The organism is Komagataeibacter xylinus NBRC 15237 (assembly GCF_001571345.1).
In the GTDB taxonomy this organism is placed as follows: Bacteria; Pseudomonadota; Alphaproteobacteria; order Acetobacterales; family Acetobacteraceae; genus Komagataeibacter; species Komagataeibacter xylinus.
Genome location: NZ_BCTP01000023.1, coordinates 1 through 19,516, shown reverse-complemented (window position 1 = coordinate 19,516; position 19,516 = coordinate 1). Strand labels below are relative to the sequence as shown.

Sequence of the window (19,516 nt, the reverse complement as noted above, 5' to 3'; positions counted from 1 at the left end):
ATTGTTCATTCCGATGGCCGCGCTCCCGTCACCATCGAACTGGATGGGGCCGGAACGCAGCCTCTCCACCTTCATCTTGGCACCGCTGTCGGGCAGGCAGAAACGAACAGCTCAGTGCCGGCACTTCCCGCGCCTTCGACCGGCCCGCGACGGGCGTGGAAGAAAGCTCTCCCGGCACTCGTCGCCGGAGGACTGGCCGCCATCGTCATTCTCGGGACACGTCCGGCGATGATTCCCGGTCCCGATAACGCCGATACTGCGACAGGAAGCGTTCCGCCACAGGCGACTCTTCTGCCCCCGCTGCCGGGATCTCCTGTGTCGGCTGGTGGGGTGCCGGGAGTGGCATCCACGTATGTTCCAGGTGCCCGGATACCTGGTGGAGGTAATACGGTCGGCGGCATGACCGGTCAGACGCCCGGAGAGCGGATCGAAGCCGCCCGCCGCGCCATGACACAGCAACCTGTCGTCGCCTTCCCGCAGCCATCAGGCGGGGCGAAGGCCGCACCAGCGGCAGCGGTCGCTCCCGTGGCCCCGACAGCACCCGTTGCGCCGACAGTCGGAGCTGAAAAATCTCCCTTTGGCCTGGAAAACTGAGCGATGGTGAAACGCGAGATCGGTGGTCCGCAGGCCCATCAGCAACTGAAACACGGTGCCACCTATCGCGATACGCGCCCCTTCACAGCGCGCCTGGGAGAGGAACTGCGCTCCAGTACGTCCGGGTTTGTTCTCCTGATTTTAGCAGGGCTCTGCGTGCTGGCTCCCGTGACCGTCGGGATTATCTTTCCGCTTGCCCTCGCCCTGACCCTCTGGGTCATCACGCGCCGTCCGGTGCTGCCGTTCCACCTGCCAAAATATTCCGGTCTGAAGGATGCGCATGATCTCGACCCGAAAACGCGGCGGCCACGTCCGGCAGCCGGGATCATGTATCTCGGCACGGATGGCCTGACCGGTCAGCAGCTCTGGCTGTCGTCGGACGCGGCACGTCAGCACGCGGCCGTTCCCGGCACTACCGGCGCCGGCAAGACCACATCCGCGATTTCCCTTCTGGCCAACCCTCTGGCGCACGGGTCCGGTTTCATCCTGATCGACGGCAAAGGCGACAACACCGTTCACGGGGACGTTCTCGCGCTGGCTCGGCGCTTCGGTCTGGATGATCAGGTCCTCAACCTCAATTTCCTGACCGCAAGCGGAATCCGCCAGTCCAACACGTTCAATCCGTTCGCCACCGGAAACGGTGACGCCATCCGCGAGATGCTGGTCAGCCAGCTCGGCGAGCCGTCGAGCAACGACGCGAACGGCGTCTTCCGGGATCGTGCGGTCGGGCTTGCCGGAACGATCGCACCCGTCCTCGCCTGGATGCGCGATACCCACGGCGTGCCGATCAACATTGAAACCATGCGTTACGCGATGGAACTGCGCTGGATCGGCACGCTCGCCCGGCATCGGGTGTTCCTGATCCGCAATCCCGGCTCAGACCGCCCCATTGAAGTCAGCGTCCCGGAAATCCCGGATGACATTCTCTATCCGGCCCAGGCCTATCTCGGCGAACTGCCCGGATATGATTCTTCGCTCGCGTGGAACGAGCAGAAGGAGAACAAGCCCAGCGAACAGCATGGCTACGCGAAAATGTATTTCACCCGGGTTTTCACGCAGCTCGGCGTGAGCCTCGGGCATATCTTCCGGGCACAGATCCCCGACATCGACATGCGCGACGTGGTGCTGAACCGGCGCATTCTGGTTGTCACCCTGCCGGCGCTGGAAAACTCGTCCGATACGCTGGCTGGCCTTGGCAAGATCGTGGTCGCAGCCGGACGCGGTGTGATGGCGCAGCTGCTCGGTGCGCGTCTCGACGGACCGGCCGAGGAAGTCTTCAAACTCAAGGCGGGATCTGGCGATGCGCCGTTCCATTTTTTCTATGACGAGCTTGCTGCCTATGTGACGGACGGCATGGATCGCCAGCTCGCCATGGGTCGTGGTCTGAACTGCATGTTCTGGCTCGGCTTTCAGGACCTCCCCGGTCTCACGACACGCATCGGCGACAAGGCATTTACCCTGCTCGGCAACGCCAATCTCACCCACGCCATGCGCCTGCAGGACGCCATGCGGACGCGGGAGTGGATAGAGAAGCAGAGCGATCGGATTGAGGTCAGTCAGGCCATGCATTTCGAGGGCAACTCCGCAGGAAGCTACCGCGAGGGGCGGGGCGCGGAAGTCCGGGAAGTGGCCCGTATCCCATGGGCGGATCTCCAGGGGCTGATCGAAGGCGAAGCCATCACGATGTATGCGGGCCGCATCGTCCACTCGAAAACATTCTTTGCCGCTGTCAACGGACGCGCGGGCGCGATCCGCATGGCCCAGCCGGTCATGCTCCCCTCGACGCTGGACCTGAATCGGGTCGCCCCGGATCAGCAGACGCTGGCCCTTCTTGCCACGATCGAGGGCGGCCTGTTCCAGTCCGAGCTGACGACGCCCCGCCACGAGCCGGACGTTCTGGCGCTGCAGGAAGCGGTCCCCCGCTTCGGTACAAGCCCCGAGGAGATCCGACGTAACTTCGGCAAGATTGCCGAGGTGGTGGCCGGCGCCTCGGGGCAGCTTCCCTGCGCCAACGATGACGGCGAAGGTGAGGACAACGGCGATACCGAAATCCTGACCCCGTTTTCCTACATGCTCCGGGACGCCGCTGCCGTTCGGAGAGAAGGATTCCGGGCCGCACCCAGAACACTTCCCCCAATCGACGGCCAGCTTCTGGGTCGTCTGGAAAGCATAGAACGGCGACTGGACCACCAGCCCGGCGTCGCCCGGCGTCAGGCGCTCCTCATTCTCGGTGTCCGTGACGCCCTGATAAAGGGCGAGCGGAAGGAAGAGGCGGGTGTTCCCGGTCTCACCGAGAAAGAGATCCTCGCGCGAATCAGAACTCTCCACGAGAGTACGGCCGCATGAGTGACACAATCATCATCCTGCCAGGCGGCGAGCGTTTCCGGCTTGAATGGCGCCAGAGCGATCCCGAACGCTGGGAGCGCCGCCTGAAGGCGAAATACGATGAGAGCCGCAAGGCGGCGCGGGCCGACAAGGCACGATGTCTGTGCCGGCATCGCGGCGCAGTCCTGCCGCTGCAAATCCGCTACCGGGCCGACAGTGACACCTATCATCTCGCCGTCTGGCCAAATGAAGGGCCGCTGCATGAAAAGACATGCCCCTTCTACAAGCCCGATCCCGGGAAGAGCGGCCGTGCCGGCTATGTGTCCGGTGTGATCCGGGAAGAGGAAGACGGGGATGTGTCCGTTACCCTCTCCATCGGTCTGCGCCGGAAAGGACCGCCGCAGCCGGTCGATGAAACGCCTCTGCCTGCTCCGGACCGGCGAGGTCGAGCCAGACAGCGTCGTATGTCGCCCCTCGGGCTGCTCAATCTGCTGTGGGAGCGCGCCGGCCTCGCCGAGTGGAAGCCGCAGTTTGCCAGGCATCGCACCATCCCCGCTGCTCTTGGGCGGGTGGCCTCGGCCGGAACCCGGATCCGGACACAGAAAAGACCCCTGTCCGATCTCCTTTGCCCGGTTGCCCCCGACCACGAAGGATTTGCGCGGCGTCTGCACGCGATCGTCCGGGCTGAAGGAAAGGAAAATCACCTTTTCCTCGCCGGGTTTGTTGATGCTATCGAACCGGGACACGGGAGCGACTTCACTCTGACCCTGAACGGTCAGCGCAACGGGTATCGCTGCTTTCTGACATTGCCGGCCGCCGAGAGAAACCGCCTCGTCCGGTCGCACCGGCTGGCGGTCTCAACGCTTGCGCTGCCCGAGCCAGAGCGCCGGGCACGGGTGGCCGCATTGCTCTACGTGACTGCGCAGCACATCACAAAGCCGGACAGTCGCTGGAAGGGCTGGATTCAGGCGGAAGTCAGGACGGCTGCTCTGATGACGGTCTCGCCAGAGATGATCCCGGTCGAGAGCGGTTATGAGCTGGCGGTCGCGGAAGCTCTCGTGGCGACGGACAGAACTTTCGAGAAACCACTTCGTTTCGATGCCGGAGAAGAACTGGTCTTTCCGGACTTCATTCTCCAGGACACCGTCAGGAGTGCCGGCTATCCCATGGAAGTCTTTGGACGCACGGATGAAGCTTACATGGCCCGGCGTGCGGAGAAAGAGGATTACTACAACACCACCTTCGGGGCAGGAGGCTGGTGGTCATGGGACGCAACCGCACGAACCAGCATTCCTGCTTTTCCGCCAGCCCGAAACAGAGGCACCCCATGACGGCAATTTCGGATGATGACGTCCATAATGCTCTCGCTGAACTGATCCGGATCGAGCCGGATACAGATTCAGTCGAGACGATCGAGGCTTATCGCGACCACATAATGCAGTATCGCGAGGAGGAGACGTCCGCGATGGCAGTGCTTCGAGGTTATGCCCGGCAGTTTGCCGGCGACATCGTCGCCCTGAGAGAGCGGTATTATGCTCTGTCAGGCGACAGGCGCTACCGGCAGGAGACGACGGGCAAGGATCTCGGGGTCGTAACGGCAGCTCTGAAGGATGCGTGGTCCGTGGTGCCGGGTTGGCAGAACTGAGAAGGTAACGCGTTTTGCAATGACGGCTGCTTACGCCCTCATGGTGGACATACAGCAGGATGAAAAGCTTTCCATATAGCGGATACTAAAAATTTGCGTAATTGTGGTTCACTTAACCACGAAATGGAATTTGCTATGGGGTTCTGGAGTAGCTGAAGTAGCCTTTCCCGAAATGCAACGAAAGGCCAAAGTGACGATGGACCGTGTTAAATACGGGGCACACCTTGCAGCACCAGATGCTCGCTTACCAATGCCCGAGAATGTTTCTTACGTAGATGCTCTAGCAGCGCTAATTGCTTCTGAAGATCTAATCCGGAAGACCTGTCAAGAACACATGTCACCTAAGGCTATCACAAGTGCATGTCTGTTCGGTTTTGGTGTAGGCAACCGTGCGCTCGCAGTTTCATCTGGTTTCAGAACAATGGTCGAACAGCAGAATTCATTATGTGCGTTACCGTTGGTTCGCATGCATCTCGACACATTGCTTCGACTTTACGCCGGTTTCTGGGCGGCCAACCACCAGAGCTTCTGTCATGAAGTGTTGATGGGGGCGCAGATCAACCGCATGAAAGATGCGGACGGTCATAAAATGACCGACAAATTCCTCGTCGATAAGTTAACGACCAGAAACCCGTGGGTCGAAGATGTCTACAAACAAACATCAGGCTATATTCATTTCTCTGGGCGTCATATTCGCTCGGTCATGCGCATGGAAGACTTGGGTAGCGGAGATATCCTGCATGGCCAACTTGTGATCGGCCCCAAAGATTACGATCGGCAGCAGGAAGACTTTTGCGAGTCAATCAGGTGCGTCCACCATCTGAATTTGATTCTCGATTTCGCCCTAAAGGACTGGTTCATAAGGATGTGCAGGCCAGACGGTCATATTCCCGACGCGACCGAGATTTGGGGCGATTATGAGCAGCAACCTGAGAGTTAGGTCGCTCGCAATATATCTCAATTCAGAATACCTACCTGCAGCAATCGACAGCGGGGCTTCCGCTTCCCCCCCCCCTGAACTGCCTGTCCGCTCAAGAAACGTGAAGCGGACAGGCGGCAGACGAATCCTATCCGGACACCAGCGATCGACACACCATGAGAGATACCGAAAAAAGTCTCGCCGGACAGGTTCATTGTCCGGGACCTGGTGAAGCTGACGGGGAGGTTTGTGCGTTACCGAGAACCCGCGCCGCCCGTTCACGCCTGAGCGCCCTCTCGGCCCTGCTCATGATCGCCGGCGCGTTCCTGATCATGGCCTGCAGCTTTGCATCGATCTCCGCCAGGCGCGCGCTGTGCGACCGTTCGGCCTGCCGTGCCTGCGTCTTCAGCACGATCTCTCTTCCGTAAGGGCGGCCTTCCGTCGCCATCGTCTCCTGCACACGCCCAAGCGCGATCAGTTCGCGGATCCTTGCATCGCGCGCCTTCCGGGTCCGGGCGACCAGATCCATGCCGAGCGCCTTGTAAGGCTTGTTCGCCATCTTCTTCGCGACGTGATCCCACAGATCGTCGCTGGTGATGGGCGTTGCATCGCCGAGCGCCCGCTGGTTCCGGACAGCCTCGAAGGTCGCGGCATCCGAGATCATCGTCCATGTTGTCCCGCGCGCCCGGCTCTCTGCCACATAGGAGGTAAAACCGGTCGCGAGATCCGCGCCGCGTGGCATGGCATTGATGTGCTCGTCTGACGTCAGGCCCTGTGCCGCATCGATGGTCATGGCGTGCCCGAAGCCAAGCATCACCTTGCCGGTCTTCGCATCCTGAAAGCGACGCCACTCCACGTCGGCCACAACGCCGTCCTTCGTGCGGATACGCAGCCCGGTATCGCTGTGCGCGAGAACATCGACCACATCGCCGTTATTTCCAACCGTGGCCCCCTTGCCGTCCACTGTTCCCCAGGTCCGGCGATACAGCCGAAGCCTGTCGCCGGCTGCGATAGCCAGATCGTACGCCTCGCCGCGCTGGTCGATGGCCTGCACCGTGATTTCATGCTTCGAGATCTCACCCCTTTCCTGCAGGATGCCACGCACGGCCCGGCTGAGGTCGGCAGCGTCCTGGTTGGTCAGGGCAGACATGCTGATCGTCTTCATCCGCCCGGTTCGCGGATTTGCGCCCTCGGCCGCGAGAGCGTCGCGGCGTGTCACATACAGGCGGGCGATTTCCTGCAGCACTTCGTCGTGGTCTCCGCCCACCAGACGGACCGTGCCGTCCACCCGTTTCATGTCGATCGCGTCCCGCACTTCCTTCATGTGGAATTTGTTGCGGACGTCGTCGTCATTCTCCTCGTCACTGTTGGCGTTCCCGGCCGCTCCTCTGACTTCCAGAGAGGCGAGATCGCTTTCATCAGGTTCCGCGCCACGAAATAGGTCGGCGATCTGCCGGTTTCTGGCGGATGTCTGCCGGACGCTGGACAGAAGCTCCGGCATGTCTTCCGCGTCCAGCACCCTGCGCAGCATCTCGATGGAGTCACCGGCCTCGATGTTCTGTGCCTGCTCATGATCGCCCAGTGCCTTGATCGTGCAACCGCTATCGCGCTGCAGTTCCAGCAGGCGGAGCATCTGGCGTGGTCCGACCTGACCGACCTCATCGATCACCAGAACCGTGTTCCGGTCCACGTCGATGTCGCCGCGTTCCAGCCGGGCGAGGAAAGGCAGCATGGCGCAGGTGTCATGGATGCCGGCGTCGCGCAGCGCGTCCGCCTGACGCCAGGCATTGGCAATCCCGATGATCCTGCGCCCGTTCTCATCGTAACGGGTGTCGTGCTTCCAGGCGTCCACCAGCGGCGACAGCAGCGCGGTCTTTCCCGACCCTGCGACACCTGTCAGCATGGAGAGCGCACCACCCCGGCCGAGTGCGTAAATCGCCGCCTTCTGCGCCCTGCCATGGTCGCTGGTGAAATCGAGTGTCGAGCGACCAATGGCTTCAGTGATCTGGCGATCCGACAGCGCCCCGCTCCGGTCGCCGGATGCACGGGCGGCCTGAATCGCAAGGTTTTCCTCGATGGCGATCTGCGCCGTATTCGTGACCCTCAGCCTGTCGCCCCGGATCTGCTGAATCAGCGAGACCTGTTCGCCCCTCAGCTCAAGCCCCCGCTGTTCAATGAGGCTGACGACATGATCGATGTCCTTCACGCCCCCCTCAATACCGGTGCCGATCAGCCCTCGCGCGGCATACATCCTGAGCTTGTCATGATCGAGCACGGCGGCGGTCTCAAACTCTGTGGCCAGATGCCGCGCTGCGAAACGGTAAGCCGCATCGTATCTCTCTTCCCGCGTGCCCTCTGGCCCGATCGGCGACCCGAGGAGGCTTCTCTTCTCCCAGCCGAGGCTTTTCGCCTGCTCCAGCCAGATCTCGTGGTCGCTGGCCCCCTTGTCCTTGTCGAGCCGGGCAGCCAGCCCGGCCATGGACAGGATACGGCGCTTGCGCTCGATCGGCATATCCGCCCAGTCCAGCCCTTCCGCCGCCGCGTACTCCTTTGCGGCCCTGATCACGTTGCGGCGTCCCTTGCTGAAAAAATCCGAGACATCCTGTGCCACGGCCGAGACGACCGTGGCCTGCTCATTGGCGTCATATTTCTGGGCGATGCCGATCCGCCGCAGCTCATCGGCAAGCTGCGCCTGGAAGTACGCGCCGAACTCATGAACGCGGCTGCGCAAGCGCTTTGTGTCCAGAGAGCCGACGTGTCCGTCTTCTGTGGCCACCACATTGAACAGGGCGTTGTGAATGTGGGCGTGAGGATCACCGCCTGCCGGGGTGTCGATGAGATAGGTCTGGCCTGTGCCCGGATCGCGCGCCTCGACCGTGGGGCGCGCTGTCGTATGCCGGAACGAGACCCAGGCGACCTCTCCCTGGTCCGCACCATCCTCGCCGCCATGGCCGCGCCGGGCGAAGCCGATCTCTCTCGCCACATAGCGCATGGTCGCATCGTTGGCCTGATTGATGGCGTGCCAGATCGCTGCTCTCTCCGCTTCTGTCGGCGCAAATTCGGCGGCCAGCGTCACCGATTTATGCGGCGCGAGGGTCAGGTCATAGGCGCTGATCTTGCGGGCGTTCTGCGACCAGTCCTCGCCATTATCAGCCCGTTTCGCCTCAAACAGGCGATTGAGCTGCTCGTTTTTCGGTGGTGTCGTGGGGTCGATCCCGAGTGCTGCTGCGATCTCGGGCTTCATGTCGGGCCGCCATGAGGCCCGGCCATCGCGCCCGGTGTAATAACTGGTCAGCCGTGAACCGCCCGCGTCAGGAACCTTCCCGGGCTGAGTGCGGAAATCGTGCTCCGGATCCGGCAGCTCCTGCGTGAAATAGGCGGTGATCATGCGGCCGTTGCCCTCGGCCGAAATCTTCCGGAACGTCATCATCAGACGTCAGCCTCATCCGGCTCCCCGGGCTGGGCGGACCGGGGCGAGCGGCCCTCCTGAATGTCGAGCGTCCTGCCGGTCGTAAGGTCGATGCGCCTGAGCAGCGGGCTCTGCGATGCGACCAGCGTCACCAGCCGGCCAAGAATTTCATCAAGCGTCGGACCGTCGGACTCTTCAGGAGACAGGATCTCGATGATCAGCGAGAGTTTGTCTTCAATGGCCCGCAGCCGCTCCCGGATGTCGTCATCTCGGCTTGCGGTGGTATCGGGCCGTTCGGTTGTCTCGCTCATCGTCATCGCTTCCCATGTCAGAACAAGGGGAAGCGTGACGCGGAATCATGCGACCGATCAGGCTTTCTTTTGATCGGTTCCGGCCAGGGCGTCCTTCACGGCCTTCGCCGGCGCGAAAGCCAGCTTGCGCGAGGCCGGGATCTGCATCTCGGCGCCGGTCGCGGGATTGCGGCCCGTGCGTGCGGCGGTGTGACGAACGGTGAATTTGCCAAAGCCGGGAAGCGATACCTCATCGCCGGCCTCTGCGGCCTGTATGATCGAGGCTGTGACAGTCTCAAGAGCGGTCTTCGCATCGGCCTTCGTGCCACCCGTGGCTTCGGCGATACGGTCAATCAGATCGGTGCTTTTCATCAGTGCTGTCTCTTTCGGTTAAGGGCACGCGAAGAGAAAGGATCATAACCGTGGCAGGTTTATGATTCCTCTCGGGCGGGCAGGAAGACGCTACGGGACAGATCCACCCCGATGCGGATGGCGTCATCAAGCTGGCGGCCAATACCGCTCTGAAGGACGGTGGAACAATACATTGCCCCGTCGATTTTGCGGCACATGCTCCATACCGATCCAATCAGGTTCATGGCATGGATCAGTCCTTCCACGTCATGACGATCCAGATCGCGAATGAATTGGCGAGGGTCGACCTCCTCAATGTATGGCTCCTGCCCCGGCATCACGAAAACCATGTGAGGACCAGGCTGCGAGAGACGCGTTAGGAGATCAATCTGATCACCGGTGATCATGCACTGCGTCCCGGTGACAGAAGCACCCATGGGGATATAGGCACCCGTCCGGCGAATCTGCGGCAAAACCTCTTCCGTCACCCAGCGCCGGAACCGTCTGGCTATGGGCTTCCGGGACACGAACGACAAATAATACGCGCCACTTTCTGTAACCAAATGAGTGCGTTGTGGGCCGCCCGCCGTTGGTATGACGACGAAGGCGACTTCATCCTCATCGAGTCTTGATATAGCTGCCCTTGAACGCCGAAGCCCGAGGATCTCGCAGACGTCAGAAGCTACAAGCCAGCGACGGCCGTCTTTTCTCACCGACCGAATAGCGTGTGCGCCGAAGGTCAGCACCGGCGCAGTCTTGGCACGAGTATCACTAAGTGGCTCAACACCATCCTTTGTCATCCGTTCCTCCCGTTATCAGAGATGGGAAAGTTGGGCGCGCATCATGCGACCACTAACGAACATCCAATGAAAAAGAGCCCCTCCTGTGCGTCACTTGTCGACTACCACGCGCTGAACAGGAACCCTGAGGCGATGAGCACGCAAGTTCTCGGAAAGCGTAAGGGTGCCATTAGTAATGGCGTCCTTTCCCGCTTACCCACCTACGGCGACGCAGCCGTCCGCACCAACGGTGCAATGGTGTATGAAGAACTCATAATCTGTGGGTTGGCTACGGGCTGGCAGTGGGTGCTTTGACGGGTCTTTTTACGGGTTTCCTAGTGGGTCCGATACGGGAGGCTTGCGGGATGCCCTCTGGGCTGGCTATGGGTTGGGAAAGGGTCGCTGTTGGGGACGGCCCTACCGGGAAACTGCACATGGCTCAGCGGATTGGAAAGGAGCGCCTGAAGGCTCTCCGGGGCGAAGCGGAATGCAAGGCAACCGCCGGACCTCTTTATCGGTGGCTGGTGGCGAACGCCGACGACATTGAAGAAATCCGAGTGCCGGGTGAGCCGTGGGGACCGTATTTGCAGGCGGCTATCGAGTGCGGCGTGCTGATAGAGGACCGCAGACTGGGGCTTCAAAAGATCGGCAAGCTGTGGAGACGGCTGCAGAAGATCAGACAAGTGCGCACAACAGAATCTCGCGCTGTCCCGTTCAATGTCTCACAATCAGCGCACCCCAGCCGCCTTCCTAAAGGCTGGAAGCCCGATTTTATCGACCGTGATCTCGGAAACCTTTCCCCCGATGGATCAGGGCTTCCAGCAAAAATCGACCATGCCGAAAAAAGCGCCTCTCAAGTCGCATCATTGCCCGCGACTATCTCCGGGTGCTCAGGCGGCAACACGACCGAGGAGGAAGAATTCCCTGTTGGTCGCGCCCGGGCTGAGGCCATCAAGCGGGATCTTCTTGCGCGGTTGAGGAAGAAGGAGCCCGGTTTTCATAGGGAGTAAGGCATGGCATCCGCCACGATAACAGACGCCGCAAAGCCGTCGGCGGCAACAACCCGCCCCACCCTGCTTGTCGCAATCGGACGCCAGCGTGTGGGAAAGACAACGTTTCTCAAATCCCTCGCCGAGATCACCGCGCAGCAGGGTGGCAAGCCGGAAATCTGGAACACTGATTCCATGAACCGGTCGCATACGATCTCATCGCTCGGTTCGCACGTGCTGGAGGCAGACAGCACTTCCCCGACCGGGCAGGCCGCATGGCTGGAAGAGCAAATCGAGAGGCTGGTCGAAACCCGCCATGATGCGATCCTCGACATTGGAGGCGGCTGGACGGCGATGCATGAGCTGATCCGCACTTCCCCTCTCGTGGCCGCTCTGGATGAACTTGGCATCTCGCTGGTTACAGTTTTCATGATCGGTATGGAAAATGCCGACATCGATTATCTGCAGGATCTTCAGGAGCAACATAGTTTTCTGCCACCCCGAACGGCCATCGTCATCAATGAAGGCCTACTCCCCGTAGGCATGGACACAGCCCGCGCGGTTAGCGAGATTCTCGAAAACAGGGCGGTCCTGAACGCCCTCGACCGTGGGGCTTCTCACGGTGTTTTCCCGGCTGTCAACGGCCTGAAGAAAATTGCGGATCGCGGCCAGTCTTTCATGGACTTTGCCGCAAACAAGCCCGTTCCAGGACAACCGAAAAGCTCAGTCTTCGACAGGCTCCGCGTCAATCGTTGGCTCAAGCGTGAAGTGCCTCTCTTTATGCGCGACCTTGGCCCGGAGTATCTGCCCCGAATGCCCAAGGGCTTGCCTGAAGTGGTGATGGAAAACGTCTGATGACAACGCAGGGTGATCTGGAGGCGGGGGATCAGGAATTCGTCCGGCGGATGGAGAACCTGCGGCTGGTGGCCGCTGAATGGGTTGATCGCAGGATCGCGCCGGAAGCCGAAGTGCTTTCGGCGCTGATCGTGGCTATTGACCAGGTCGGCACCCTTTGCATCGAAGCCAGGCGTTCCTCCATCCGTTCGATCCAGGAAAGCAAGCTGGTCGCGGAGCAGCAACGGGAGGCGCTGGCACAGGATACAGTCGCGATCCGCGAGCAGCTGAGAGAAGGGATCGAGGCGGTCCAAACTCTGCGAACCATCAATGAAAAGCTGGTCGAGAAGAGACTGCTCGGGATCATCGCCGACATTACGAAAGGACTTCGGGGAGCGATTGAGAATCAGGCCACGGCCATGACCAGACGGTTCAATCTGCAGACCGCTTTTCGCGTTCTGGGTTACAGCTCCGTCGTTCTTCTGGTGGGCTTTGTGCTGGGACGGATGCCCTAAAGCCGGTGTGGCCAAAACGGACACAGTAAGAGTGCCGCGAAGAAATTCTGAAGAACACGGAATCAGGTCGCATGATGCGGCTGGATAGTGACCTCCTCACAACAGGAGGCTCTGGTGTCCCACATTTCCCTTTCATACCGCCGCACGAGGAAGATGACGATTGTCCTTCTGACGTGCGGCATCATGTCGCCAGCCGTGGTGAACGCGCAGACGATCAACGTGCCGGCGGGCCTGCCCGCGCACGTCAATGCCACGTATCAGGAACTGGGGCTCGGTGAGTGGACCCCGGACACAACCAGCACAACGCAGACCATGAATGGCAGCGGCACGGTCACTTCGTCCGGTGCAACCGGCGTTTCTGACAGCGATGCGCTCCAGACCATGTATCAGCAGTCGTGGGGATATGAAGCGGCACAGAACGCACAGGCGCTTGGCGTCAATCCGTCCGCTCTCGCCGCAACATGCGTGGTTGAGTCCGGCTGCCAGAATGTGCAGTCAGTTTCCGGCAGCAGCGGGATCACCGGTGCATTCCAGATGATGCAGAGTACATATGATCAGAGTCTGCAGGAGGCGCTCGCATCCGATCCGTCTCTTGCGTCGAGCATAACGACGGGCACTGATGGCCAGCACGATCCGGCGACCCAGGCTGTTGCGGCAGCACAGTATCTCAAGGACGCAGCAACCTCATTGCAGAACGTCGGCATAACAACACCGACAGCACTCGATACCAGGGCATATTACAATTTCGGGCCGTCAAACGGCACCAACGTGGTCCGTGCGGCAGATGACGAGACAATGGCTTCGGTCCTCAGCAATATGTCAGCCTCGGACCTCGCAAAAAACGGTATCTCGACTACCGAAACAGTCGGAGAATGGAAATCAGCGGTCGCAACCAAGATGGGCAGCGCAGCGTATCAGCCCGTCCTGACTACCTGACAGGAGAACGCTACCTATGAAAAAATCATTTCTGCCAATACTGGCCTGTGGCCTGATCGCCTCGATGTCGGCTCACGCTGCCGGGCTTCATCCGGTCAAACCGTTGCCCGGTTATACGTGCAAGATGCTGAACCTGTCGGAAAGCCAGATGATGGATTTCCAGCATCCCCTGATGTTTAAGGCAGGGCCGTCGGATGACGCTGCGAATGTCGCACCCGCCAGCGGCCAGGTAGCCATAAAAACCGGTGCCGAGCCGATAGACGGCTATCTGCCCACAATCAACTTCGCGTTCAAGCCGGTCTGGATCGAGGCAAAATACGTCGCGCCTTACCACGCGAAAGCAGATCCGGCGGCAACGTGCGTCCCGGTAATCATGTCAGACGGGAAGCTGGGCTTCGACCACCCACGACGATGAGACGATCCAGCAGGCGCACGCATGAAGGGCGGCCCCAGGCCGCCCTTTTCATTTTCCTGTTCTTCAACTGATTCAGCCTCGGGCGACAGGATTACCTGATGTCGGCCGGGGCAATGTCGCGGCCATCAGCTCGCGCAGGACGGGATCGTTTTCACGTCGGCGCGGACATGGGAGAGCACGGGCGGCGGCCTCACGGGCGAGGAGCCATTCGGCCAGATCGGGAGCCAGGCGGGACGTGCCTTCGACACATCGACGGAAGGCGGTGCGGTGCATCTGACAGTATTCAGCGGCCTGCCGCTCGGACCAGCCGAGGGTTGTGATGCAAAGGAGAAGCCGCGCTCCGGCCATTTCGGACGCGCGGCTTTCGGAAGATGAAGCGTTTTTTCTCATGATTGCAGCGTAGGTCGCGAACATGCGACCTACGCCGGTTTAATCAGCCACCCCGGATGACAAGGGCTCCGGCACCGAAGAAGAGGCCACCCGGGACAAGCATGAGAAGGGACGCCGCAGCGACAGGGGGTGATGATGGCGGCGGATCGAACGCACCCTCAGGCTGGGGCCAGTAATGTTCGGGTATCCACAGCCCCATGAAGAAGAAACCCAGCCCGATCAGGATAAGTGAGCAGCCGATGACAGTTCTCGACATCTGAAATTCCTTTCGGGCGAAGTTAATGGCTTACGGAAAACGGATAGGATTTCCGCGACGATCCGCCAGTGAGGACCGACGGCAAAGGAAGCATTCCTCTCTTGCACACAGGGTCGACGGCAATCATTGTTGTAATAGCGGTGGACATGAAACCAGACCTTTCTGTCTAACGTCAGCCTTGTCCGGTGTTAGAGCACCGGACAGGGCGTCCGTGACGGGACCCTTCCCGGCACAGATAAAAGTTAGTACACTAACCAAATAAAGACAAAACAAAATACCTGACAAATCCGAAATAATACGGTTATATACAAATACTCACATCATTATCCGTGCGCCCGAAAATAACCATAAGCAGTATTATTTCATATGCTGATAAATATGGTCCTGCGCGGACGGATCAGCGGTCGAACCGTTGCGCGGAAGCGTGGAGACCCCGAAGGGGGCTCCAGTGAGGTTAGCGGCGCAGCCGCTTAGCGAACCAGAGTGAGAGAACCCCGAAGGGGACGCCCCGAATTTTGCTTTTTTTTCGTTTCTGACCGGTTTCGTCAGGATTTTTCGGACGGCACCAACATCTCGCGCACGGCCACGGCGCAGGCGGTAGTGCCGGCGGCACCGAGACACCCGATCAAAGTAAATCCCCCGGTCAGGGCGAGATACAGGAGAGACACGCCGAACACGAGAGCGATGGTTATAACGGTTTCCTGGACACGGGTTTTACCGAACATGAGAGACCCTATTCAGCGCGAGGCAACAGGATCATGAGGCAGGACAAACATGCGACCGGGAAAATCTTTCGGACGGAAGGGCCGCGAGGCGTCCGGGTCAGGCCTGACGGCATGCGCCTGAGGTGAACCGGGCTGCGCGGAGCGCGGGGCGCGAGCCCTGCGATCCGGGCGGCCCTGTTCACTGAGAGGGGCGTGCCGGCACCGCGCAGAGCGCGGCGCGAAGCGGGCTTGAGGCGGACGCCTCGCGGCGGCACGCTGGGACCGGCGTTTTTCCGGTGCGGCCCGCCGGCTGTCGTCGGGCCGGGGGGGGTCAGCTATCAGAACGGGCAAGGATCGCGGCCATCACCCCAGGCGGTCCAGCCCGCCCCCGGAACGGGTGAGCGGCGAGGACGGGCACGCCATGCCTCGATTCCATGTTCAGCGATAAAATCGGCCGCGCTGTCATCTTCGGGATGCGGCAACTCCGGGCCGGTATAAGCGGGATTTCGATACCATACATCACGGTCGGACAGGATGTAGGCGCGTTCCGGATTGTCATGCCCCACATTGCGGGCATATTCGCGGTCGGCAAGAGATTCATGGCTCATCGTCATATTCTCCGGGGCTTGTGCATAAGTGAAAAACTGCGGCGGGCTGCGCCTTTCCGGGGTCTGCCGGTGTGAGAGGGTGCCGGACCCGGTCGGGGTCCGGCGTGTGGGATCAGAAGCCGAGGGCGTCCATCTCGGCGGCGGCGGCCTGCTGATTGAGGGCGCGGGCGTTGCCTGCCACGTAGGGCTTCCATGGGGTGCCGATGATGTCCTCATAGGCGGCAAGGGCACCACGGGCAGAGGCGACCAGCGCGGCGGCTTTCATGCCCTGCTCTGCGGCGAAGCGGCGGGCGTTCGCTGCCTTGTTTTCCAGCCCGTCAACGCCCTGCCGGTCCTCTTCGCGGTATTCGTTGAACTGCGAGGACAGCTCGCGGGCCTGTGCGCGCTTGTTGTCATAGAACTGGGCGGCGCCATAAGCGGAAGAGACGGCGGCTCCGACCATGCGCTGAAGGTGCATTTCAAGGCCCTTGTCGTTTTCCTCTCCGTTCCATGTCGTGACGACGAGGACGGGGGAGAGGCTGCGGGCCATGGCGGTGAAAGCCTGCCGGGTTGTCTCTGCGAGACCGTCGGCGTCGAAGTCGTCAAGGCCAAAGTGGGAAACGATCTTGCTGATCTGGTCGGGCACGGGGATGAGGGCTTCGGCGGCTTCGATGGTAATGACCGGGGCGCGGCGGGCGGCTTCCTCGAAACGGCGGGCGGCGGGTGCCTTCTGCGCGGCTTTTGCCTTGCCGGATGCTTTCTTCTCTTGCGCGGAAACGAGAGCGGCGGTCATTGTGGTGGCAGCGTTGGACATGAAAATAGACCTTTCTGTCTGGCGTCAGCCCCGTTCGGTGTTGGTAGCACCGGACGGGGCGTCTGTGGCGGGAACCATTTCCCTTTCCACAAATACAGAGTAGTACTCCCACCAAATAAACGCAAGAAAAAAGCGCACTAAAAGGCGATAAATCCGCATTTATTTTCAAATAATATCCTTTTTTCTCCGCCCGCCCATTTCTTTAATTACACAAACAGGAAGTAATACATAAGTATTTACCTGACCAATCCCAGAGGCGAGCGGTCGAGCCGTTGCGCGTAAGCGGGGAGACCCCGAAGGGGGCTCCAGTGAGGTTAGCGGCGCAGCCGCTTAGCGAACCAGAGCGAGAGAACCCCGAAGGGGCCGCCCATGATCTTCTTTTCTCTCCTGAAACAGCGGCACCTTCTGCATCGGATATTTCGGGGGAACATCCCGCGTCTCCCGGAACCGCGACACCTTCAGTCCGGACAGATGAATTATTTTAACCCGTTTCGTTGAAGTCGCATGTTTGCGATTTACACGGGAACCCGTCGCACAATGAAGCCGGGCCGCACTGTCAGGCGACCGGGCAGACACGTCGGAGATCGAGCATGAAACATCACCGGATCACGGCAGGACCGGATACCGCAGCGGTGAGTCCGCAGCGCGGCGCGGTGGTTCGCCAGATCCTGAATGCTCTGGACACCGCCCGCAGCGCGGGTGAGGTCGCCCGGATTGTGGGGAAACCGACCTGCTACGTCACAGGCAATCTGAACCGCCTGCTCAGACAGGGATATGTCAGCCGGATCAGCCGGGGCACCTATATTGCAGTGGCCGGCACGGGCAATCCGGAGAACGACGGACCGAAGCCGGACAAGCACCAGCTCGATCCGGAGATCCTGTCGTATCTCGCCACGCCGCGAACGGTACAGGAAATCACGGACCGTTTCGGGATCCGGTCGCGGACGCGGGTCGCACCACTCAGCACCTCGGGTCGTATCGTCCGGCTGAACGACGGCCGCTACGTCGCCCGCGAGCGGGCAGGAAAACCGGCGTGCAAGGCAGTGCCGCATCCGACCTTTGCGACACAGAAGGAGAAGGTCCTGGCCTGTCTGGAGACAGAACGGACCCTTTGTGAACTCACGGCCTTCGCGGGCGGCAGCGAGAAATCCACGGAGCACTACGTGCGAGACTACATTCATTCCGGCGTGGTGGTGAAAGTGCGGCATGGCGTATTCATCCGGGCGGAACGGCTTCCGTTGGAAGAACGGGAACGACTGCGCGGCCTCGGCTGCTGGACCACGGAAAGCGCCCTGCTGTCACTGCTGAGCCACCCGATGACCACAAGGGAGCTTGCGGCACGAACAGGCGGATCGCGCAACCGCATCGGCGTTCTCATCAGGAAACTGCAGGATGAAGGCCGCGTCGTGAGCGTACCGGGGCGGCGCTACGTCTCGGCCGCGTCCCTGATGGCGGACTGATTCACGATGGCTTTGTGATGTCGCGGCGCCTTGGCGCCGGCGACATCATTCATCTGGACGCGAGGATCTCGCCCGTATCGAGGTTTCTGACCAGGCGCAGCGTGACCGTGGCCGGCCTGACGATCAGAACCTGCAGCTGGCCCCGGAACGGCGCGGCATCGCTGGCGATGGGGTGCATATCGGCCTCTATGGTCCGGGCTTCCGGGAGAAGGACGATACAGCCGGCATGTCCGGTTCCGGGGCAGGCATCGGGTCCGGAAACCAGATAGGAGGCCTTGCCGAAGACAACGACATCCTGTGGCCAGATTGTCTTTGTGACGGGCGTATCGACCGCATTCTGAGCGGCCTCGCCAAGGCTCCGCAGGTAGGCGACCACCCGGCTGTCAGTCCTGTCACTGGCCGGATTGATGGCGGTGAGCATCTGCCCGTGCGCCTGTGGCGCCAGGGCGCAGCAGGACGAAAGCAGGAGACCTGCCAGAAGCTTCCGGGCCGGGTACATTCTGCATCCTTTCTGATGTATGGCGCGACGATCAGAAATCATAACCGGCTCCCAGCTCCGACGCGGCGAACATGCTGAGTCCGATCAGCACAGAGCCACACATGCCCATCGCAATGCCGCGTCGGGGATGTGTCGTGAGGATATTCCCGCCCCATACAGCGCTTATGAGGCCGGAGACAAAGGACAGAAGCATCATCGGCAGCATTGGCGCCTCTCAGACCGCGTCATTTTTCGGCGCAGACAGGCGCGTGCTGATCACGATCATCAGAACGACGAACAGTATTGTTCCGATTACGATGAGAGCGACGTTTCCGAGGAAGCGATAACTCGTAATGAAGGCGAAGACCTGCACGATGCCGTCCCTGACGGTCTCGGCGTGCTCCGGATTCGGAAGTGCTGCAGCCATAGGCTTATCCTTTTCGTTGTTCGTCAGACCGGGAGGCGGTCCGGCATGAGCGGCATCATGGCGAAGCAGTCGCTTTATTACACCGCCCACAGGCGATACCACGTTTTACGGCAGTCATAGTTGAGCACTCGATCCAGCAGGATTCCCAGTTACACCGGGCACAGCGAAACAGTGCCATCATGGTCATGCCGGCCGCGCAGACGCATCCATGGTCGCCAGCGTCGACGGCGTGAGCCAGGACACGCCGGGCACGCTTTGGTCTGACATAACCGAACAGATCTGGCTGAAATGCCATGGGAGGCCCTGCCTGTGTGCATCATCAGGATGCCAGGCCAACATGCGACTACAAACGGTAAACTGCCCTTTTGAAATTACATCGCTCGCAAATGCGTCTGCTTT

The 19,516-nt window shown here is 60.7% G+C and carries 23 protein-coding genes; 11 read left to right on the top strand and 12 right to left on the bottom strand.

All coding sequences use genetic code 11. The annotated features are described in order from the left end of the window. Positions 1–399 precede the first annotated feature (399 nt). From GXY01S_RS18970 to GXY01S_RS18150, 5 genes are all read left to right on the top strand, one after another. Positions 400–594 (top strand): hypothetical protein, encoded by a 195-nt coding sequence (locus tag GXY01S_RS18970; protein WP_255210415.1) that lies wholly within the window; start codon positions 400–402, stop codon positions 592–594. 3 nt (positions 595–597) lie between these two features. Beyond that, a complete protein-coding gene (locus GXY01S_RS10215) occupies positions 598–2,940 on the top strand; it encodes a type IV secretory system conjugative DNA transfer family protein (RefSeq protein WP_061274749.1) in 2,343 nt (780 codons plus the stop codon). Then, a complete protein-coding gene (locus tag GXY01S_RS10210; RefSeq protein WP_061274747.1) occupies positions 2,937–4,250 on the top strand; it encodes a DUF1173 family protein in 1,314 nt (437 codons plus the stop codon). The genes GXY01S_RS10215 and GXY01S_RS10210 overlap by 4 nt, the downstream gene beginning before the upstream one ends. Next, positions 4,247–4,564 (top strand): hypothetical protein, encoded by a 318-nt coding sequence (locus GXY01S_RS10205; protein WP_061274745.1) that lies wholly within the window; start codon positions 4,247–4,249, stop codon positions 4,562–4,564. The genes GXY01S_RS10210 and GXY01S_RS10205 overlap by 4 nt, the downstream gene beginning before the upstream one ends. Positions 4,565–4,760: 196 nt before the next feature. Then, positions 4,761–5,504, top strand: a complete 744-nt coding sequence (locus GXY01S_RS18150) for a hypothetical protein (RefSeq protein ID WP_146222782.1) — start codon at positions 4,761–4,763, stop codon at positions 5,502–5,504. A 190-nt stretch (positions 5,505–5,694) separates the two neighbouring features. Here GXY01S_RS18150 and mobF read toward each other — a convergent pair whose 3' ends face one another. From mobF to GXY01S_RS17175, 4 genes are read right to left on the bottom strand one after another with little or no spacing between them, the layout of a single operon-like run. After that, on the bottom strand, positions 5,695–8,913 hold the full coding sequence (mobF, locus tag GXY01S_RS10195) for a MobF family relaxase (RefSeq protein ID WP_061274741.1): 3,219 nt from the start codon (positions 8,911–8,913) through the stop codon (positions 5,695–5,697). Next, positions 8,913–9,209, bottom strand: coding sequence for a hypothetical protein (locus GXY01S_RS10190; RefSeq protein ID WP_061274739.1), 297 nt, complete (start codon positions 9,207–9,209; stop codon positions 8,913–8,915). Before GXY01S_RS10190 ends, mobF begins: the two co-directional genes overlap by 1 nt. A gap of 51 nt (positions 9,210–9,260) precedes the next feature. Further along, a complete protein-coding gene (locus tag GXY01S_RS10185) occupies positions 9,261–9,554 on the bottom strand; it encodes an HU family DNA-binding protein (protein WP_061274737.1) in 294 nt (97 codons plus the stop codon). 59 nt (positions 9,555–9,613) lie between these two features. Continuing rightward, a complete protein-coding gene (locus GXY01S_RS17175; protein WP_082770828.1) occupies positions 9,614–10,333 on the bottom strand; it encodes a BRO-N domain-containing protein in 720 nt (239 codons plus the stop codon). A 413-nt stretch (positions 10,334–10,746) separates the two neighbouring features. On the opposite strand from GXY01S_RS17175, the gene GXY01S_RS10170 reads away from it, so the two are divergent. The 5 genes from GXY01S_RS10170 to GXY01S_RS10150 all read left to right on the top strand — a co-directional run bounded on the left by GXY01S_RS10170 (position 10,747) and on the right by GXY01S_RS10150 (position 14,001). Next, positions 10,747–11,322: a hypothetical protein gene (locus GXY01S_RS10170; protein ID WP_146222781.1), complete on the top strand. Its 576-nt coding sequence runs from the start codon at positions 10,747–10,749 to the stop codon at positions 11,320–11,322. Between the two features lie 3 nt (positions 11,323–11,325). Beyond that, positions 11,326–12,156, top strand: a complete 831-nt coding sequence (locus tag GXY01S_RS10165; RefSeq protein WP_061274731.1) for a hypothetical protein — start codon at positions 11,326–11,328, stop codon at positions 12,154–12,156. Then, complete coding sequence (locus tag GXY01S_RS10160) at positions 12,156–12,650, top strand: hypothetical protein (protein ID WP_061274728.1); 495 nt, start codon at positions 12,156–12,158, stop codon at positions 12,648–12,650. Before GXY01S_RS10165 ends, GXY01S_RS10160 begins: the two co-directional genes overlap by 1 nt. A gap of 153 nt (positions 12,651–12,803) precedes the next feature. Next, complete coding sequence (locus GXY01S_RS10155) at positions 12,804–13,586, top strand: transglycosylase SLT domain-containing protein (protein WP_061274796.1); 783 nt, start codon at positions 12,804–12,806, stop codon at positions 13,584–13,586. A gap of 16 nt (positions 13,587–13,602) precedes the next feature. Next, positions 13,603–14,001 (top strand): hypothetical protein, encoded by a 399-nt coding sequence (locus GXY01S_RS10150; RefSeq protein ID WP_061274726.1) that lies wholly within the window; start codon positions 13,603–13,605, stop codon positions 13,999–14,001. 72 nt (positions 14,002–14,073) lie between these two features. Here the strand turns inward: GXY01S_RS10150 and GXY01S_RS18965 are convergent, their stop codons facing one another. The 5 genes from GXY01S_RS18965 to GXY01S_RS10130 form a co-directional block, all read right to left on the bottom strand. Continuing rightward, complete coding sequence (locus tag GXY01S_RS18965) at positions 14,074–14,415, bottom strand: hypothetical protein (protein WP_242013204.1); 342 nt, start codon at positions 14,413–14,415, stop codon at positions 14,074–14,076. A 19-nt stretch (positions 14,416–14,434) separates the two neighbouring features. Next, a complete protein-coding gene (locus GXY01S_RS10145; protein ID WP_061274724.1) occupies positions 14,435–14,647 on the bottom strand; it encodes a hypothetical protein in 213 nt (70 codons plus the stop codon). 545 nt (positions 14,648–15,192) lie between these two features. Then, positions 15,193–15,372, bottom strand: a complete 180-nt coding sequence (locus GXY01S_RS10140; RefSeq protein ID WP_061274722.1) for a hypothetical protein — start codon at positions 15,370–15,372, stop codon at positions 15,193–15,195. Positions 15,373–15,689: 317 nt separating this feature from the next. Beyond that, positions 15,690–15,959: a hypothetical protein gene (locus tag GXY01S_RS10135; RefSeq protein ID WP_146222780.1), complete on the bottom strand. Its 270-nt coding sequence runs from the start codon at positions 15,957–15,959 to the stop codon at positions 15,690–15,692. 112 nt (positions 15,960–16,071) lie between these two features. After that, a complete protein-coding gene (locus GXY01S_RS10130; RefSeq protein ID WP_061274718.1) occupies positions 16,072–16,752 on the bottom strand; it encodes a hypothetical protein in 681 nt (226 codons plus the stop codon). Between the two features lie 590 nt (positions 16,753–17,342). On the opposite strand from GXY01S_RS10130, the gene GXY01S_RS10125 reads away from it, so the two are divergent. Further along, the gene (locus GXY01S_RS10125) at positions 17,343–18,212 is read left to right on the top strand and encodes a helix-turn-helix domain-containing protein (RefSeq protein WP_061274717.1); all 870 of its coding nucleotides are present in this window, start codon (positions 17,343–17,345) and stop codon (positions 18,210–18,212) included. A 49-nt stretch (positions 18,213–18,261) separates the two neighbouring features. On the opposite strand, the gene GXY01S_RS10120 is transcribed toward GXY01S_RS10125, so the two are convergent. From GXY01S_RS10120 to GXY01S_RS18755, 3 genes are all read right to left on the bottom strand, one after another. Continuing rightward, positions 18,262–18,711, bottom strand: coding sequence for a hypothetical protein (locus GXY01S_RS10120; RefSeq protein ID WP_061274715.1), 450 nt, complete (start codon positions 18,709–18,711; stop codon positions 18,262–18,264). A 214-nt stretch (positions 18,712–18,925) separates the two neighbouring features. Then, the gene (locus GXY01S_RS10115) at positions 18,926–19,117 is read right to left on the bottom strand and encodes a hypothetical protein (RefSeq protein ID WP_061274713.1); all 192 of its coding nucleotides are present in this window, start codon (positions 19,115–19,117) and stop codon (positions 18,926–18,928) included. A 183-nt stretch (positions 19,118–19,300) separates the two neighbouring features. After that, positions 19,301–19,516: hypothetical protein (locus GXY01S_RS18755; RefSeq protein ID WP_218003164.1), on the bottom strand; the 216-nt coding region annotated here is incomplete at its 5' end.

What these genes read in the sequence shown, in the direction of transcription:
- mobF (WP_061274741.1), bottom strand. Translation starts at nt 8,913, where the DNA reads ATGATGACGTTCCGGAAGATTTCGGCCGAGGGCAACGGCCGCATGATC.
- GXY01S_RS10165 (WP_061274731.1), top strand. Translation starts at nt 11,326, where the DNA reads ATGGCATCCGCCACGATAACAGACGCCGCAAAGCCGTCGGCGGCAACA.
- GXY01S_RS10140 (WP_061274722.1), bottom strand. Translation starts at nt 15,372, where the DNA reads ATGTTCGGTAAAACCCGTGTCCAGGAAACCGTTATAACCATCGCTCTC.
- GXY01S_RS10185 (WP_061274737.1), bottom strand. Translation starts at nt 9,554, where the DNA reads ATGAAAAGCACCGATCTGATTGACCGTATCGCCGAAGCCACGGGTGGC.
- GXY01S_RS10145 (WP_061274724.1), bottom strand. Translation starts at nt 14,647, where the DNA reads ATGTCGAGAACTGTCATCGGCTGCTCACTTATCCTGATCGGGCTGGGT.
- GXY01S_RS10155 (WP_061274796.1), top strand. Translation starts at nt 12,804, where the DNA reads ATGACGATTGTCCTTCTGACGTGCGGCATCATGTCGCCAGCCGTGGTG.
- GXY01S_RS18150 (WP_146222782.1), top strand. Translation starts at nt 4,761, where the DNA reads ATGGACCGTGTTAAATACGGGGCACACCTTGCAGCACCAGATGCTCGC.
- GXY01S_RS10115 (WP_061274713.1), bottom strand. Translation starts at nt 19,117, where the DNA reads ATGGCTGCAGCACTTCCGAATCCGGAGCACGCCGAGACCGTCAGGGAC.
- GXY01S_RS18965 (WP_242013204.1), bottom strand. Translation starts at nt 14,415, where the DNA reads ATGTTCGCGACCTACGCTGCAATCATGAGAAAAAACGCTTCATCTTCC.
- GXY01S_RS10215 (WP_061274749.1), top strand. Translation starts at nt 598, where the DNA reads ATGGTGAAACGCGAGATCGGTGGTCCGCAGGCCCATCAGCAACTGAAA.
- GXY01S_RS18970 (WP_255210415.1), top strand. Translation starts at nt 400, where the DNA reads ATGACCGGTCAGACGCCCGGAGAGCGGATCGAAGCCGCCCGCCGCGCC.
- GXY01S_RS10120 (WP_061274715.1), bottom strand. Translation starts at nt 18,711, where the DNA reads ATGTACCCGGCCCGGAAGCTTCTGGCAGGTCTCCTGCTTTCGTCCTGC.
- GXY01S_RS10130 (WP_061274718.1), bottom strand. Translation starts at nt 16,752, where the DNA reads ATGTCCAACGCTGCCACCACAATGACCGCCGCTCTCGTTTCCGCGCAA.
- GXY01S_RS10160 (WP_061274728.1), top strand. Translation starts at nt 12,156, where the DNA reads ATGACAACGCAGGGTGATCTGGAGGCGGGGGATCAGGAATTCGTCCGG.
- GXY01S_RS17175 (WP_082770828.1), bottom strand. Translation starts at nt 10,333, where the DNA reads ATGACAAAGGATGGTGTTGAGCCACTTAGTGATACTCGTGCCAAGACT.
- GXY01S_RS10170 (WP_146222781.1), top strand. Translation starts at nt 10,747, where the DNA reads ATGGCTCAGCGGATTGGAAAGGAGCGCCTGAAGGCTCTCCGGGGCGAA.
- GXY01S_RS10210 (WP_061274747.1), top strand. Translation starts at nt 2,937, where the DNA reads ATGAGTGACACAATCATCATCCTGCCAGGCGGCGAGCGTTTCCGGCTT.
- GXY01S_RS10205 (WP_061274745.1), top strand. Translation starts at nt 4,247, where the DNA reads ATGACGGCAATTTCGGATGATGACGTCCATAATGCTCTCGCTGAACTG.
- GXY01S_RS10150 (WP_061274726.1), top strand. Translation starts at nt 13,603, where the DNA reads ATGAAAAAATCATTTCTGCCAATACTGGCCTGTGGCCTGATCGCCTCG.
- GXY01S_RS10125 (WP_061274717.1), top strand. Translation starts at nt 17,343, where the DNA reads ATGAAACATCACCGGATCACGGCAGGACCGGATACCGCAGCGGTGAGT.
- GXY01S_RS10190 (WP_061274739.1), bottom strand. Translation starts at nt 9,209, where the DNA reads ATGACGATGAGCGAGACAACCGAACGGCCCGATACCACCGCAAGCCGA.
- GXY01S_RS10135 (WP_146222780.1), bottom strand. Translation starts at nt 15,959, where the DNA reads ATGAGCCATGAATCTCTTGCCGACCGCGAATATGCCCGCAATGTGGGG.